The organism is Pseudomonas sp. B21_DOA (assembly GCA_030544685.1).
Classification (GTDB): Bacteria; Pseudomonadota; Gammaproteobacteria; order Pseudomonadales; family Pseudomonadaceae; genus Aquipseudomonas; species Aquipseudomonas fluorescens_AO.
In genome coordinates this window covers 2586244-2603558 of sequence record CP086683.1, presented here as the reverse complement: position 1 = coordinate 2603558, position 17315 = coordinate 2586244, and the positions used below count along the sequence as shown (strand labels likewise).

The 17315-nt window shown below is 61.6% G+C and carries 5 protein-coding genes and 2 pseudogenes; 3 read left to right on the top strand and 4 right to left on the bottom strand.

Annotated elements, in window-relative coordinates:
* Positions 1-66: 66 nt before the first annotated feature.
* Positions 67-2256, top strand: coding sequence for a patatin-like phospholipase family protein (locus LJU32_11890; GenBank protein ID WKV90748.1), 2190 nt, complete (start codon positions 67-69; stop codon positions 2254-2256).
* Between the two features lie 104 nt (positions 2257-2360).
* On the opposite strand, the gene LJU32_11885 is transcribed toward LJU32_11890, so the two are convergent.
* From LJU32_11885 to recQ, 3 genes and pseudogenes are all read right to left on the bottom strand, one after another.
* Positions 2361-4166: a peptidoglycan-binding protein LysM gene (locus tag LJU32_11885; protein ID WKV90747.1), complete on the bottom strand. Its 1806-nt coding sequence runs from the start codon at positions 4164-4166 to the stop codon at positions 2361-2363.
* A 126-nt stretch (positions 4167-4292) separates the two neighbouring features.
* Positions 4293-4726 (bottom strand): annotated as a pseudogene (locus LJU32_11880) (MarR family transcriptional regulator).
* A gap of 132 nt (positions 4727-4858) precedes the next feature.
* Entirely contained in the window at positions 4859-6988 is a 2130-nt protein-coding gene (gene recQ, locus LJU32_11875) for a DNA helicase RecQ (protein ID WKV90746.1), read from the bottom strand.
* Between the two features lie 412 nt (positions 6989-7400).
* Between recQ and LJU32_11870 the strand changes: the two genes are divergently transcribed.
* Both LJU32_11870 and LJU32_11865 read left to right on the top strand, forming a co-directional pair.
* The gene (locus tag LJU32_11870; GenBank protein WKV90745.1) at positions 7401-7988 is read left to right on the top strand and encodes a YecA family protein; all 588 of its coding nucleotides are present in this window, start codon (positions 7401-7403) and stop codon (positions 7986-7988) included.
* 39 nt (positions 7989-8027) lie between these two features.
* Positions 8028-8393, top strand: coding sequence for a YbaN family protein (locus tag LJU32_11865; protein ID WKV90744.1), 366 nt, complete (start codon positions 8028-8030; stop codon positions 8391-8393).
* 297 nt (positions 8394-8690) lie between these two features.
* Here LJU32_11865 and LJU32_11860 read toward each other — a convergent pair.
* Positions 8691-17276 (bottom strand): annotated as a pseudogene (locus tag LJU32_11860) (retention module-containing protein).
* Between the last annotated feature and the right edge of the window lie 39 nt (positions 17277-17315).

Genomic DNA, 17315 nt, shown 5'->3' with positions numbered 1-17315 from the left:
CTGAAACTCCTGAGACAGAGGGCGCCGCTATAATAGCCGGCTTTACCGCTTGCCCCGAGACTCACCATGCGCCGTTTGCTGTTTTGCCTGTTACTTGGTTTCCTTCCCCTGCTGGTTCACGCCAGCGAAGCGCCACGACCGAAAGTCGGCCTGGTGCTGTCCGGTGGTGCCGCGCGCGGGCTGGCACACATCGGCGTGCTCAAGGCGCTGGAAGAACAAGGCATCAAGATCGATGCGATTGCCGGCACCAGCATGGGCGCGGTGGTCGGCGGCCTGTATGCCTCGGGCTACAAGATCGATGAACTGGAAAAACTCGCCCTGAGCATCGACTGGCAGGCTGCACTGTCCGACGCCCCGCCGCGTGAGGACGTGCCATTTCGACGCAAGCAGGACGACCGCGATTTTCTGGTCAAACAGAAACTGAGCTTTCGCGACGACGGCAGTCTCGGCCTGCCGCTGGGGGTGATCCAGGGCCAGAATCTCGCGCTGCTGCTGGAAAGCCTGTTGGCCCACACCAGCGACACCCGCGACTTCGACAAGCTGCCAATCCCGTTCCGCGCGGTGACCACCGACATCGCCAATGGCGAAAAAGTGGTGTTTCGCAAAGGCCACCTGCCTCAAGTGATTCGCGCGAGCATGTCGATCCCCGCAGTGTTCGCCCCGGTCGAGCTTGATGGCCGGTTGTTGGTGGACGGCGGCATGACCGACAACATTCCACTGGATGTCGCGCGGGAAATGGGCGTCGACATCGCCATCGTCGTCGACATCGGCACGCCGCTGCGCAATCGCAAGCAGTTGACCACCGTGGTGGATGTGCTCAATCAGTCGATCACCCTGATGACCCGGCGCAACTCCGAAGAACAACTGGCGAGTCTGCATGCCGATGACGTGCTGATTCAGCCTGCGCTGGCTGCGTTCGGCGTGACTGATTTCGGCAAGGCGCAGGAGATGATCGATGCCGGTTATCGCGCCACGCGGATCCTCGATGCGCGTCTGGCGCAACTCAAGCCGACCGAAACCCAGGACGCCGAGCTCAACGCCGCCCGCCAACCGGGACAGCGAACGCCGATCATTACCGCCATCCGCGTCGAAAACGATTCGAAAGTCGACGATGACGTGATTCGCTATTACATCCGCCAGCCGATCGGCGCGCCGCTCGACCTGGGCCGCCTGCATTCGGACATGGGCACGCTGTACGGCCTCGATTACTTCGATCAAGTGCGCTACCGCGTGGTGCACAAAGGCCACGATCACACCTTGGTCATCAGTGCCAGCGGCAAGCGCAGCGGCACCGATTATTTGCGCGTCGGCTTGAATCTGTCGGACGACATGCGCGGCGACAGTGCTTTCAACCTCGGCGCCAGTTATCGCGTCAACGGCATCAACCGCCTCGGCGCGGAATGGCTGACCCGCGCGCAGATCGGCGACAAGCAGGAACTGTACAGCGAGTTTTATCAGCCGCTGGACGTCGGCTCGCGTTACTTCGTCGCGCCCTATGCGTCGTTCGAGGCGCAGAACGTTGACTCGGTGCTGGATAACGATCCGATCGCCCAGTATCGCGTCGAGCGGTACGGCTTCGGCCTCAACCTTGGCCGGCAGATCGGCAACAACGGTGAAGTCCGGCTCGGCGTCGGCCAGGCCTGGGGCAAGGCGGACGTGCGCATTGGCGATCAGGATCTGCCGAGCGAGAGCTTCAACGAAGGCTTCTATACCGTGAAGTATTCCTACGACTCGCTGGACAACGTCTATTTTCCGCACGAGGGCAAAGACGTCAGCCTGACGTTTGCCCAGTTCGAGCCGGGCCTGGGTTCAGACAATCGCTATCGCCAATGGGAAGCGAAATTCGACAAGGCGATGAGCCACGGGCCCGACACCCTGATTCTGGGCGGACGCTACGGCCGCACGCTGGACGATGCCAATGTGGTGACTTCGAGCTTCCTGCTCGGCGGCGCGCGGCAGTTGTCGGGGTTCCGTGAGGATGCGCTGTCCGGGCAGAACGTCAGCCTGATGCGCGCTGTGTATTACCGGCGCCTGACGCCGCGCTCATATTTACCGCTGGACTTTCCGCTGTACGCCGGCGCCTCACTGGAACGTGGTCGAGCGTGGAACAACGACAACGAATTCGACAGCGGCTACATCAACGCCGCGAGCGTGTTTATCGGCTTCGACACGCCGCTGGGGCCGTTGAACTTCACGTATGGGTTGAATGATGCGGACGAACAGGCGGTTTATCTGAATCTGGGGCAGACGTTCTGACGCCCTCGCGAGCAGGCTCGCTCCCACAGGGTAGAGCGCATTCCATTGTGGGAGCGAGCCTGCTCGCGAAGGCGGTCTCGGGTGAACCCGAAATCCGTTGGCGCTCAGCGAATCCCCGCCAACAACGTCCTTGCCGTCTGCTTCAACGGCTCATCCCCTTCCCTGAGCAATTCGTTGAGCAGTGCGATCGCACTGTCGATGTCACCGTCGTCGATGCAGGTTTGTGCCTGCTCGAGCTTGCCGGCGGCCTCGGTGTCGACCTCAGTGGACTCGGGTAATGGCAGATCCAGAGGTTCGAGCACCAGCGACGGCTCGGGATCGCCGAACTCATTGAGAAAGTCATCGTCGAGGGGCTGGGCGTCGGGTTCAGGGATCCATTCAAGTTCGGCTTCTTCGGCAGATTCAGCCTGTGGCAATTCGAAATCGGCGTCCACTGACAAACTGGTTCCCAGTGCCGGATCATCGATCGGCGCTGCGGCGTGATCGCTGCGGCTGTCGTTCAGATCCCAATTTGAATCCATCGACAGCTCGCCCAGATTCAATTCGAAATCATCTTCGAGAGCGCTGGGCGACGATGCGAGCGGCGCGGCCACTGCCGCTGCCGTGGCCACTGGCAGTTCGGGGGCGATTGGCGTTGCTGCAAATGCCGCCGGTGCGGCGCCTGCCAGTTTTGGATGGCGAGCGCGGGTTTCAATCAGTTCGCGCTCATCAACGCCAAGCGCACGCAGGCGGGTTTCCTGCTGGTCAAAAGCGCCGCTGTCACCCTGGCGCCCCAGGACTTCCAAAAGCTGCAAACCGAGATCGGTGCGCTCGGGCTCCTTGTGCAAGGCATCGCGCAGCAGCCCGGCGGCTTCGCTGAGTCGGCCGTAGGCGAGATAGATGCCTACAGCCTCCAGCACGTCGCCGGCACCGGGTTCGTCGCGATGATCGGCAGCCGCGTGCGCACCGACAGATTGTTGAAGCTCGGGCTCATCGACATCGTCTTCGGCGCCAACCGGCAATAGCGGCAGCGGCTTGCCGTCAGCTGTCGAACGTTGCTGTCGGCGGCGTATGAACAACGCTGCCAAAACGCCCAGCAGCACTATCAGTCCGCCAAGCAGAGGCCAGTTCAAACCATCTTCTGTCGTCTCGACTGGGGGCGAAATAGCGGCCGGAGCCGGCGCGACCACGGGCGGTGGTGGTGCTTTCTGCATTTCGGCCAGACGTGTTTGCAAGTCTTCGATCTGCTTCTTGCCGTCGGCTATCTGCACTTGCTGCTCTTGCAGCCTGAGGTTCTGTTCGTCGAGGGTCTTTTGCAGTTGCTGGGTGAGCAGCACACTGGCCGCCAATTGCTCGGCCTGCGCATCGTTGGCAGGTACCGCCGGTGTTGGCGGCACAGGCGCCGCCGTGCGTTTGCCTTGGGCCGCCTGGGGCGGTGCGGAAACCGGTTCGACGGTTGGAAATTCAGAGGATTGTGGACGCGGATCCGGCTCGTCGGTGGCGGGTACGATGCCCGGCGAACCCGGCGGGTCGATCAGCACCGTGTACTCGCGCAGCAGACGGCCATTGGGCTGATCGAGCTGCACGAGGAAATTCAGGAAAGGTTCGTTGACCGGTTTGCCGGACGTCACCCGGAGCATCTGGCGGTTGCCGCGCAGGATCGGGGTGAACTTGAGGTCATTGAGAAAGAACACCCGCTCGACGCCCGCCCGGCCGAATTCATCCGCCGAAGCCAGGCTGGCCGAGAGATCGTTTTGCGTCAACGTGCCGACATCGACCAACGCGATGTCGGCCTTGAACGGCTGATTGAGGGCTGAGTGAACAGTGATTTCGCCCAACCCCAACGCCATCGACCAGGTCGAATAGCTGAATACGCCAGCGAACAGCAGCCATTTGGCGCCCCCGCGCAGCACGTGCCGACTTGCGAGCATGAGCATCCCTTAAATAAGCAAAACCGGTTTCTATGCGTTCGCACATCCGGTACGAACACGATATTGCCCAGTAGTTCTTATAGTCGGCTCAGCGCGATCTCTCAAAAATCAATGGCGGGATGTGCCTCAAGATTTTTCCAGGTTGGCCAGAATGTGACCGTGTACGCGCATGCACACCTTCAAATCCGCCTCGTCGACGCCTTCGAACAATTCGTGGCGCAGTTGCGTGGCAATGGTTTCGATCTGTTCGATCAACGGCAAGGCAGGTGCGCAGAGCACGATTTTTTCGCCCGGCGGTCTTCCATTACGGACTGGCGTTGCACCAGTCCCTGGTTCTCCAGACTATCGAGCAAGCGCGCCAGGGTCGGGCCTTCGACGCCGACACTCTGCGCCAGTTCGCGTTGGGTCGGCGCCTCTTCAAAACGCGCCAGATGCAGCAGCACCAGCCAGCGCGCCTGCGACAGGCCCAGCCCGGCGAGACGACGATCCAGTTCGGCACGCCAGCCACGAGACATCTGGGCCAGTTGCATACCAAAGCGATGTTGATCGGTTAACGGCATAAAACACTCACGGTTAGACTGAAAATACGGAAAATCTAATTATTAGTCAGCTAAGCATGGGCGGCAGTTATAGGCAAGAGTCGCTCTGTACTGAATCGTTACAACTGCACGGGGCTTGGCGCATACGTCGTTTCACATCTCGAATTCAGACTGCAAAGCCGCCCGCACGCAATACAGCACGCCTTCCGGCACACGCCCGGCAAACAGCTCAGCCACTTCAGCGACCGACGGCAGCTCGCCCTCACCATCGAGGAACGCGTCCTGCACTTCGCCCATCAATTCCTCAGGCAAATCCAGCGCCTGCTCCAGCGACAATTGCTGCTTGCCGATGGCTTCGGCGAGCATGGCGTAGACGTTCTTCTCCGAGCATTGCAACTGCCCGGCGATCTGCAGCGGGGTCATGCCGGCGCGGGCCAGGGTGATCAGCTCGTGACGGACATCGGCGACCACCTTCGGCGCCTCCGCCTCGCCGCCGAGCACTTCCAGGAAGGCTTCACCATAGCGCTCCAGTTTGCGCGCACCGACGCCGCTGACCCGGGCCATTTCCGCCAGCGAGGTCGGTTGGCTGCGGAGCATTTCCAACAACGTCGAGTCGGGGAAGATGACGTACGGCGGCACGCCATGTTCTTCGGCGAGCTTGCGTCGTAATGCGCGCAAGGCTTCCCACTGTTCGCGTTCTTCGCCGCGCACCAGTTGGCTGGCCTGGCTCTTGCTGCCGGTTTTGGCGGTGACTTGCGGTTTCAGGTCGCGGCGCAGCTCCAGCTTCACTTCGCCTTTGAGCAAAGGCCGGCAACTGTCATTCAAGCGCAGACCGCCATACCCCTCGTGATCGACGTCGGCCAACCCACGCGCCACCAACTGACGGAACAGCGAGCGCCACTCGCTCTCGCTCAGCGCCTTGCCAACGCCAAACACCGACAAATGCTGATGGCCGAAGCTGCGCACCTTTTCGTTGTCCTTGCCCAGCAATACGTCGACCAGATGACCAACGCCGTAACGCTGACCGGTGCGGAAAATCGCCGACAAGGCCTGACGTGCAGGCTCGGTGGCGTCCCAGGTCTGCACGCCATCGACACAGTTGTCGCAGTGCCCGCAAGGCTCAGGCATGTCTTCATCGAAATAGGCCAGCAACGCCTGCCGGCGGCAGCGGGTTTCTTCGCAAAGCGAGAGCATGGCATCGAGCTTGTGCTGCTCCAGACGTTTGTGCCGTTCGTCGCCTTCGGAGTTCTGCAGCATCTGCTTGAGCATCACCACGTCTTGCAGACCGTAGGCCATCCACGCATCTGCCGGCAGACCGTCACGACCGCCGCGCCCGGTTTCCTGGTAATACGCCTCAAGGGATTTCGGCAGATCCAAGTGCGCGACAAAGCGCACGTTGGGCTTGTCGATGCCCATGCCGAACGCCACCGTGGCAACCATGATCAGGCCTTCCTCGTTGAGGAAGCGCTTCTGGTGATAGGCGCGCAGATCGTTGGGCAGACCGGCGTGATACGGCAGCGCCGGGAAGCCTTGCTCACTGAGGAACGCCGCGACTTCTTCAACTTTCTTGCGCGACAGGCAATAAACGATGCCGGCGTCGCTGCGCCGCTCGGCGAGGAATGCCAGTAACTGCTTGCGCGGCTGCTCTTTCGGGACGATGCGGTAGAAAATATTCGGACGGTCGAAGCTCGACAGGAAGCGCTCAGCGTTCTGCAGGTGCAGGCGATCGACGATTTCTTCACGGGTGCGCTTGTCGGCGGTCGCGGTGAGGGCAATGCGCGGAACGTTCGGGAACAGCTCTGCCAGTTGGCCGAGTTGCAGGTATTCGCGGCGGAAGTCGTGGCCCCATTGCGACACGCAATGCGCTTCGTCGATGGCGAACAAAGCGATTTCCAGGCTTTGCAGAAACGCCAGCATGCGCGGCTGCACCAAGCGCTCGGGCGCCAGATAGAGCATCTTCACTTCGCCGCGCTTGATCCGCACGGCGAGGTCGCGTTGTTGCTCGGCGCTCAGCGTGGAGTTCAGCGCAGCCGCGGCCACGCCGAGTTCTTCAAGGGTGGCGACCTGATCGTCCATCAGCGCGATCAACGGCGACACCACCACGGCCAGGCCTTCGCGCAATAGCGCCGGCACCTGAAAGCACAACGACTTGCCGCCACCGGTAGGCATCAGCACCAGCGCATCACCGCCGCTGGCCACGCGCTCAATGATCGAACCCTGACGGCCACGGAAACTGTCGTAGCCGAAGATGTCCTTGAGGACGCGTTGAGCCTGTTCGAGCATAAAAACTCCAAAAATCTACCGATACATCCCTGCTCAGGCTGGTTCAGAGCAGCCTCAGCTGCTTAAACAAAACGTAAGAACACATTGCATGACCAGCGCAGCGCCGGCAGGGATCGCAAAACGCGGCAGTATACCCGAGGCCTTCGCCGCAGAGGGTGCCGCTGAGAAGACTCACTCTGCAATTGACATCACACCGAACCCTGTGGGAGCGGGCTTGCCCGCGAAGAGGCCGGCACTGACAACTTCTTCATCGACTGACACACCGCCATCGCGGGCAAGCCCGCTCCCACAGGTTTTGCGTCCGACCCGGCATTTGCGTGCGTCCGTGCGGGCAAATCTGCCAAGCGGCTGGCTAGAGCGCGCAAGAAGGCCTAGAATTCCCGCATTGTTTATTCCCCAAGGTAGCCCCGTAATGTCCTTCGCTGAGCAACTGACCCGCCTGCAAGTCTTCCTCGACGCCGACGAGCTGCACGACGAGGCGCTGGATTACGTCGCCGCCCACGGTTACCTGACCGCGCTGTCGATCTGCTCGGAAGACGTTCCGGAGCGCGAGTGGATCGACGCGCTGTTTGCCGAAGAGCCGCACTACAGCGACGAAGCCCAGCGTGCCGAAATCGAAGCCACGCTGATCGGCCTCAAAGCGCACATCGCTCGCCAACTGGCCTCGGATGAAGAATTCGAACTGCCGTGCGAACTGGATCTGGGCGAAGAGCCGGACGATTCCGAACTGCGCGGCTGGTGCATCGGCTTCATGGAAGGTGTGTTCCTGCGCGAAGCGGCATGGTTCGAAACCGCCGAAGAAGAAGTCAGCGAAATGCTCCTGCCGATCATGGTCGGTTCCGGCCTGTTCGACGAACAACCGGAGTTCGAAGACATCGCCAAGGACGCCAATCTGATGGACGACATGATCGTGCAGATCCCGGAAGCCCTGACCGCGCTGTACCTGCTATGCCAGGCGCCCGACGAAAAACCGGCGATCCTCAAGCCACGCCACCACTAAGACCCGGCCTATGGACAACCCCATAGGCAACCGCCCCTGATGTTGCGCTACGTGCTGCTGGCCATCGGCTGGCTCAGCGTCGCATTGGGGGTGATCGGCATCTTCCTGCCGGTTCTGCCCACCACCCCCTTCCTCCTGCTCGCCGCGGCCTGCTTCGCGCGCAGCTCTCCGCGCTTCTATCGCTGGCTGGTCGAGCACCCACGACTCGGGCCATGGATCCGCGATTATCTCGACGGCAACGGCATCCCGCTCAAAGGCAAGGTCTACGCGATCGGCCTGATGTGGGTGAGCATTCTGTTCTCCTGCTATCTGGTGCCGCTGGTTTGGGCGCGTGGGTTCATGCTGACCAGTGCGGTGCTGGTGACGGTCTATATTTTGCGGCAGAAGACGTTGCGTAAAACTTGATACCTCCCAGTTGATCATGCTTGGCGAACTGGCAGTGAGTCGGGTGCTGGATAATCTGGAGTTGCCGGGGTGATGTTGGTCTGCTGAGTTACTTGGTGATCAACCCGGCCTCTTCGCGAGCAAGCTCGCTCCCAAAATTGATCCTGGTCGGACACATATTCTGCATCCACTGAAGAACCCTGTGGGAGCGGGCTTGCCCGCGAAGGCGGACTCACAGCCAACACATCTGTACAGACAGACAAAACCCGCCGTCCCGAATCAACCGGGGCGGCGGGTTTTGTCTTTTCAGACCTCAGGTCAAACCGTATCCACCTTCAACGAATGATCATTGAGCATGCCGCTGATGATCGTCGCCGTGTCGTGGCCGCTGGCAATCATGCCGCCTGCGCCCGGGGTTACGCCGTAGTGGCTGGCGAGGTTGACGCCGGCGAGGTCGATGGTCTGGTTCGGCGGGGCGCCGGCCATGGCGCTGACGTCGATGCTGGTCATCACCGAGGCGCCGCTGCCGCTGACGGTGAAGTGCAGATAGTCGTCCAGCGACGCGGTGCTGGCGTTTTCGCCTTGCAGCAGTTGCGACAGGTCGAGCTTGTCGGTGCCGGGGGTGAAGTCGGTGATCAGGTCGTGGCCGCTGTTGCCCTTGAGCCACTGGAAGGTGTCAGCCCCTGCCCCGCCCGTCAGCGTGTTGTTGCCCATGCCACCGATCAGCAAGTCATCGCCAGCGCCGCCATTGAGGAAGTCGTTGCCGAGGCCACCGTTGATCACGTTGTTGTTGCCGTCGCCGGTGAGGCTGTCGTTGAAGTTCGAGCCGAGCAGATTTTCGATGCCAGTCAGCGTGTCAGTACCGGCGCCCAAGGTGTTCTGCGCACCGAGCAGGCCGAGGTTGACGGTGACGCCGGCTGTGGCGTGGGCATAGCTGGCGGTATCGCTGCCAGTGCCGCCGTCGAGCAAGTCATTGCCCGCGCCGCTGTAGAGCAAATCGTTGCCGGCGCCGCCGTGCATTTCGTTGTTGCCGGAGCCTGCAGTGAGCACGTCATTGCCGTCGCCGGCGTTGATCACGTTGTTGCCGCTACCCGCCACCAGCACATCGTCGCCAGCGGTGCCGGTCAGGGTGTGGCCGTCCTGATAGCTGATGCTGACGTTGGCCGTGTCACTGCCGCCGTGGTTGTCGTTGGCAGTGTAAGTGCCGTGGTAATCCGGCGTGATGTCGTGCGCCCCGGCGTAGTTGAGGGTCATGGTCAGTTGGTAGTTTTCCGCCGCGTTCGGGTTGCCGTTACCCGTAGCGTTGGCGATGTTGGTGATGTGGATCTGATAGACGCCATCGGCTGATGCGGTAAGCGTTTGCCCGTCCGCCAGCGCGATCCAGCTCCCTCCGTTGAGCGAGTACTCCATGCCGATCTGCCCGGCAGCGAGGTTGTGATCCAGATTGAGAGTTTCGCCCTGGCGCAGATTGACGGTGATGCGGTCCTCGTCATTGGCATTGCTGTTGCTGACAGCGCCGAGGTAACCGCTGACTACCAGCACGGCGGTCATGGTCGCGGCATTGGCGCTGAAGGCGCTGCGCACGTTGGCCAGGTTCTGGTTGGCGGCGCTGTTGCTCTGCCCGGTGAAGCCGATCAGACCGGTGCCGGTGAAGTCTGCCGCTTTCGACGCCCAACCGGTGTTGAAACTGGTGGGTGTGGCGTTGAGCGCATCGCCGTTCGGATCGCTGTCATTGGCCAACAGCAGCTCACCCGGCACCACGATGTTGCCCGAGAGCACGTTGGTGATGACGTGATCGTCCATCGCCACCGGTGGCGCGTTGGGAATCACTTTCACGGTCAACGTTGAGCTGGCCAGATCGCCGTCGTTGTCGCTGACGGTGAAGCCGATGTTTTCGGTGATGACCACGGCGGTGGTTTTCTGCGAGGTGTAGCTGTATTCGCCGGTATCGAGGTTGACCACCAGCGTGCCGCTGTTGTTGGTGGCGATGCTGACACTGTTGTTGGCCGTGTTGAAGGTGCCGTGGTTGGCGCCGCCGCTCGCGGTCAACGAGCCCTGGCCGCTGAGGGCTTTCGGGTCGTAGGTGTAGGTGGTGCCGTCGACCACGATCGACTTGATGAAACCGCCATCGGCGCCGAACGAACCGCCCTCGCCCAGCAGCGAACCGGTAACCGGCGCGCCCTGCACGGTGCCGGACAGCACCGAGTTGAGCTGATTGAGATCGGTGACCACCACCGCATTGGTATTGGTGTGGTTGATGCCGTCGTAGGCCAGGGGATCGAGGTTGGCGTTGCTCACACCACTGCCCAGACCAATGGCGTAGTTCTTGATGTTGTTGGCGTCGAGGAAGTTTTTCAGCGCGGCTTCGTCAGCCGTGCCGATGTCGCCCTCGTTGGGCTTGCCGTCAGAGAAGAAGTAGCCGACGTTTTGCGCCCCGGTGAGTTTGCCCGAGGTGTTGAACGCGGTCTGCATCACCGCCACGGCGGCGTCGTAGTTGGTGCCGCCGCCGGCGTTGAGGCCGGCGAGCAGGGTCTTGGCGGTGGCGACATCGACCCACACGGTGGTGCGATCGGCGGCATTGCTGCTGAACGTCACCAACTGCACTTTCACATCGCCCAGATCATCGTACTTGTCGAGCAACGCACCGATGGCTTGTTTGGCCAGTGCCAGCCGCGACAGGCCGGGCACGCCAGAGGCATCGGCCATGCTGCCCGAGATGTCGAGGACGATGAGCACGTTGGAATCGATCTCCACCGCAGTGACCGAACGATCCGAGGCAACGGCTTTCGGCACGTCGTCGACGATGTTGACCACGAGGGTGCTGGTGGTGCTGTTGCCCAGCGCATCGGTGGCTTGGTAGGTGAACGTTTCGCTGAGGGTGTTCGGCCCGTCGTTGGCATTCGGTGCGGTTTTCGGCGCTGAAGTCAGCGTGTAGGTGTAGGTGCCGTCAGCGTTGAGCTGCAGTTGCCCGTAGCTGCCGGTGGCGTTGCCGACCAGGGTGTACGTGATCGCGCCGCTGCCGCCACTGACCGAACCGACCAGCGTGCCGCTGGCGGTTTCGCCGGTATTGCCCGGCTCGCTGCCGGTGACTGTGCCGGCCGCGAGATCCTGGCCATCCTTGTTCAGGTCGAGGGCTTTTTCGTAGACCGTGACATCCTGATCCACCGAGGCGACCAGTTTGCTGTCGGCGACGTTGATGGTCAGCGTTGTGGTGCTTTCGTCGCCATCGCTGTCACGGATGGTGTAGGTGAACGTGTCGGTCGCGCCCGGCGGGCTCACCGAGTTCGGGTTGCTGTGGTAAACCGCGTTGCCCGCCGCGTCGAGGGTCAGGTAGCCGTAGTTGCCGTTGATGTTGCTGTTCAGGCCGCCGCTGGCCGACGTCGCGGTGTTACTGCCCGCACGCACGCCGACCACCGTTGCGGCACCATCGGCGCCGCTGCTGTCATTGCCGAGCACACTGACATTGACCGTACCGCCCTCCGCTACCGAGCCGGTATCGGCGTTGGCAGTCGGCAGATCGTCGACGATGGTGACGTTGATCTGACCGCTGGCGGTACTGCCATCGGTATCAGTGGCAACCACGTCGAAGCTCTCGCTGAGGCTGTTGGCACCGTTGGCGTTCGGATGGGCTTCGTTGTCGACCAAGGTGTAGCTGTAACTGACCATGCCGGTGGCCGGGTCGTAACCGGTGATGGTAAAGGTGCTGCCCAGCGGCGAGACCACCGATTGCGGCAAACCGGCGGCGGCGCCATTGCTGATCACGGCAATGCCGCCGACGGTCAGGGTTTGCAGGCCATCGAGGGCGGTCACGGTGAAGCTGCCGCTCTGGGTCAGGGCTGCAGTATTGGGGTTGCTGCCGTCGCTGAGGTTTTTCTCGTAAACCGTCAGTTCGCCGCCCTTCACATCGAGGCCGTCGAGGCACACCGGATCGTCGTTGTTATGGACGTTCAGCACCAGGTTGGCGGTGCTGGTGTCGCCGTCGGCATCGGTAATGGTGTAGGCAAAGGTTTCAGTGCCGTTGCCGCCACCGTGAAGGTTTTTGAAGTCGGCGTCATTGGCGTCCAGCGTGTAGGTGTAAGTGCCGTTGGCATTGAGCACCAGCGTGCCGTAAGTGCCGGTGAACGTACCGGCGGTGACCGGCCCAACGGCGACGCGGTCGGCGCCTTGCACATCGTTATCGAGAACGTTGCCGGTCAGGGTCAACTGCTCTTCCGTTGCGTTGGTCGCGTTGCTGTCATTCAGCGCTTTCGGCACGTCATCGACGATGTTCACAACGATTGTGCTGGTGACGACGTTGCCGAGAGAGTCGGTCGCCTGATAGGTGAAGGTTTCGCTCAGGCTGTTGGCGCCGTCGTCAGCGTGCGGCGTGGTGGTCGCTGGCGAAGTGAGCGTGTAGGTGTAAGTGCCATTGGCGTTGAGGACGATCTGCCCGTAATTGCCGGTCGCGCTGCCGACCAGCGCATAACTGATCGCACCAACCGCGCCGGTGACCGAACCGACCAGCGTGCCGGACGCGGTTTCGCCAGTGCTGTTCGGATCGCTGCCGACCACACTGCCCGCTGCCAGATCCTGGCCGTCCTTGTTCAGGTCGAGGGCTTTTTCGTAAACGGTGACATCGCTGTCGCTGACCGCTTTCAGGCAGCTGTTGTAGACGTCAATGGTGACCGTCGTGGTGCTTTCATCACCGTCGGAATCGCGCACGGTGTAGGTGAACACGTCGACCGCGCCTGGGCCGTTCACCACGTTGGGGTTACTGTGATAAACGGCGTTGCCGTTGGCATCGAGCGTGAGGTAACCGTAGGTGCCGTTGATCTGCGAATTGAGCCCGCCGATGGCCGAGGTCGAAGTGTCGGCACCAGCGCGCACGCCGACCACGGCACCGGTGACCGCCGGGCCATCCGCACCGCCGATATCGTTATCCAGCACATTGCCACTGACGGTGCCGCCCTCCGCCACCGAAGCCGCGTCCGCATGCGCAGTCGGCAAATCATCGACGATATTGACGTTGATCTGGCCGCTGGCGGTGCTGCCATCTGTGTCGGTCGCGACCACATCGAAGTTCTCGGTGAGGCTGTTGGCGCCGTTGGCAGTCGGGTGGGCTTCGTTGTCGGCCAGGGTGTAGCTGTAGCTGACCACGCCGGTTGCAGGGTCATAACCGCTGATGGTCAAGGTGCTGCCCAGCGGGGTGACGATTGATTGCGGGAAACCTGCGGCCACGCCATTGGTGATCACGGCGATGCCGCCGACTGTGAGGGTCTGCAGACCATCGAGAGCGCTGACGGTGAAAGTGCCGTTCTGGGTCAGCGCGGGCGTGTTGGGGCTGGTGCCGTCGCTGAGATTTTTTCGTAGACCGTGAGTTCGCCACCGTTGACGTCGAGACCATTGAGCAGCACCGGATCATCGTTGTTGTGAATCTGCAAAACCAGATTGGCAGTGCTGGTATCGCCGTCGGCATCGGTGATCGTGTAGGCGAAGGTTTCGGTGCCGTTGCCACCGCCGTGCAGGTTTTTGAAATCCGCATCGCTGGTGTTCAGCGTATAGGTGTAGGTGCCGTCGGCATTGAGGACCAACGTACCGAAAGTACCAGTGAAAGTGCCCGGCGTGACTGGACCTGTTGGCACACGGTCGGCGCCTTGCACGTCGTTGGTCAGGACATTGCCGGTCAGAGTCAGTTGGGATTCGGACGCAGTGCCGTTGCTGTCATCGTTGGCTTTCGGCAGGTCGTCGACGATGTTGACGTCCAGCGTGCCAGTGGCGGTGGTGCCGTTGTCATCCACAACCGTGACCGCGAACTGCTCAGGCAGATTGTTCGCGCCATTGGCGTTCGCATGCGCCTCGTTGTCGGCCAGGGTGTAGCTGTAACTGACCACGCCGGTTGCAGCGTTGAAACCGGTGATGGTCAGCGTGCTGCCGAGCGGCGTGGTGATCGATTGCGGGAAGCCTGCGGCCACGCCATTGGTCACCACGGCAATTCCACCGACGGTCAGCGTGGTCACGCCGTCGAGAGCGGTGATGGTGAAGGTGCCGTTTTGCGTCAGCGCGCCAGCATCCGGTGCGCTGCCGTCGCTGAGGTTTTTTCGTAAACCGTGAGCTCGCCGCCGGCGACGTTCAAGCCGTCGATGATTACTGGATCGTCGTTGTTGTGAATCTGCAGAACGAGGTTCGCGGTGCTGGTATCGCCGTCGGCGTCAGTGATGGTGTAGGCGAAGGTCTCTGTGCCGTTGCCGCCACCAGTCAAGGCTTTGAAATCCGCATCGCTGGTGTTCAGCGTATAGGTGTAGGTGCCGTCGGCATTGAGGACCAACGTACCGAAAGTACCAGTGAAAGTGCCCGGCGTGACTGGACCTGTTGGCACACGGTCGGCGCCTTGCACGTCGTTGGTCAGGACATTGCCGGCCAGGGTCAGTTGGGATTCGGACGCAGTGCCGTTGCTGTCATCGTTGGCTTTCGGCAGGTCGTCGACGATGTTGACGTCCAGCGTGCCAGTGGCGGTGGTGCCGTTGTCATCCACAACCGTGACCGCGAACTGCTCAGGCAGATTGTTCGCGCCATTGGCGTTCGCATGCGCCTCGTTGTCGGCCAGGGTGTAGCTGTAACTGACCACGCCGGTTGCAGCGTTGAAACCGGTGATGGTCAGCGTGCTGCCCAGCGGCGTGGTGATCGATTGCGGGAAGCCTGCGGCCACGCCATTGGTCACCACGGCAATTCCACCGACGGTCAGCGTGGTCACGCCGTCGAGAGCGGTGATGGTGAAGGTGCCGTTTTGCGTCAGCGCGCCAGCATCCGGTGCGCTGCCGTCGCTGAGATTTTTCTCATAAACCGTCAGCTCGCCACCGGCGACGTTCAGGCCGTCGATGATTACTGGATCATCGTTGTTGTGAATCTGCAAAACCAGATTGGCAGTGCTGGAATCGCCGTCGGCATCAGTGATGGTGTAGGCGAAGATCTCTGTGCCGTTGCCGCCACCAGTCAAGGCTTTGAAATCCGCATCGCTGGTGTTCAGCGTATAGGTGTAGGTGCCGTCGGCATTGAGGACCAACGTACCGAAAGTACCAGTGAAAGTGCCCGGCGTGACTGGACCTGTTGGCACACGGTCGGCGCCTTGCACGTCGTTCGTCAGGACATTGCCGGTCAGAGTCAGTTGGGATTCGGACGCAGTGCCGTTGCTGTCATCGTTGGCTTTCGGCAGGTCGTCGACGATGTTGACGTCCAGCGTGCCAGTGGCGGTGGTGCCGTTGTCATCCACAACCGTGACCGCGAACTGCTCAGGCAGATTGTTCGCGCCATTGGCGTTCGGATGTGCTTCGTTGTCGGCCAGGGTGTAGCTGTAACTGACCACACCGGTTGCAGCGTTAAAACCAGTAATCGTCAGCGTGCTGCCCAGCGGCGTGGTGATCGATTGCGGGAAACCTGCGGCGACGCCATTGGTCACCACGGCGATGCCGCCGACTGTCAGCGTTGTGACGCCGTCCAGCGCGGTGATGGTGAACGTGCCGTTTTGCGTCAGTGCGCCAGTGTCCGGGGCGCTGCCGTCGCTGAGGTTTTTTCGTAAACCGTGAGCTCGCCACCGGCGACGTTCAGGCCATCGATGGTGACTGGATCGTCGTTGTTGTGGATCTGCAGAACCAGATTGGCGCTGCTGCTATCGCCGTCGGCATCGGTGATCGTGTAGGCGAAGGTTTCGGTTCCGTTGCCTCCGCCGGTCAAGGCTTTGAAATCGGCATCGCTGGTATTGAGCGTGTAGGTGTAGGTGCCGTCGGCGTTCAGCACCAACGTGCCGTAAGTACCGGTGAAAGTACCCGGCGTGACCGGTCCGGTGGGTACACGGTCAGCGCCTTGGATGTCGTTGGTGAGGACGTTTCCGGTCAGGGTCAGCAAGGTTTCCGAGGCAATGCCGTTGGCGTCGTCAAACGCTTTGGGCACGTCGTCGGTGATATTCACGTCCAGCGTGCCAGTGGCGCTGTCGCCATTGCTGTCGGTGGCGATCACGGTGAATTGTTCGCTGAGATTGTTCACGCCGTCGCCGGCCGCGTGGGTTTCGTTGCCGTTGAGGGTGTAGCTGTAGCTGACCGTGCCGGTTGCTGCGTTGTAGCCAGTGATGGTCAGGGTGTTGCCCAGTTGCGTGGTGATCGACTGGGGAAAGCCGATCGGCACGCCGCCAACAATCACGTTGATGCCGCCGATGCTCAGACTGCTCAAGCCGTCCGCTGCCGAGACGGTGAAGCTGCCGCTCTGGGTCAGAGCGCCCGGATTGGCCGCTGTACCGTCAGGCAGATTGGCTTCATTGAGATTCAGCTCGCCGCCCGCTGCGTCCAGGCCGTTGAGGATAACCGGATTGTTCACCGGTGGCGGTGGCACCACGATTGGCGCCGGGGTGTCGTCGCCATTGTCGATGTCCGCGTCACGACGATACTCGGGAAATTCGGGAATGCCGTTGAAGCCGGCGGTGGGGAAACCGATGATCGGATCAACTCGGCCGCCGACTTCGGTCAACAGAACGAAGCTGTGTCCGCCGCCCAGTTCACCGGTATTGCCGGTGGGTGCGTTGGGGCCGGCAGCGGTGGCTTCGGCGGTTTTGCTCGGGTCTTCACCGGCGGCGATGGCTTTCTGGATCTGCTCGACATCGGTCAGTTGTGCCTGGCTCGGGGTCTGCGCTTCGTCGACGTTCACCGGCACCGCCTGGTCGGCCAGCAGTTGGCCGGTCATGGTGATGCTGCTGCCGCGGCCGAGGGTCAATTCCTCGCCGTTTTGCAGTTTCACCGCCACCGCGCCCTCCGCGCCAGTGATCAGTTGATCGCCGGCGTACAAACGATCGCCTTCGAACAGCGGGCGTTTGATGCCGTCGCCCGTCTGGGCGAACACCTGACCAATGACTTTTGTGACCGTACCGATGAGCGCTGCCATGTGAAATCCTCCGCTGCCGACCACCGTCGGCACAAGTTC

Bases quoted from the DNA above. Each gene is read 5' to 3' on its own strand.
- LJU32_11865 (WKV90744.1), top strand. From the start codon at position 8,028: ATGTTGCGCTACGTGCTGCTGGCCATCGGCTGGCTCAGCGTCGCATTG.
- LJU32_11870 (WKV90745.1), top strand. From the start codon at position 7,401: ATGTCCTTCGCTGAGCAACTGACCCGCCTGCAAGTCTTCCTCGACGCC.
- recQ (WKV90746.1), bottom strand. From the start codon at position 6,988: ATGCTCGAACAGGCTCAACGCGTCCTCAAGGACATCTTCGGCTACGAC.
- LJU32_11885 (WKV90747.1), bottom strand. From the start codon at position 4,166: ATGCTCGCAAGTCGGCACGTGCTGCGCGGGGGCGCCAAATGGCTGCTG.
- LJU32_11890 (WKV90748.1), top strand. From the start codon at position 67: ATGCGCCGTTTGCTGTTTTGCCTGTTACTTGGTTTCCTTCCCCTGCTG.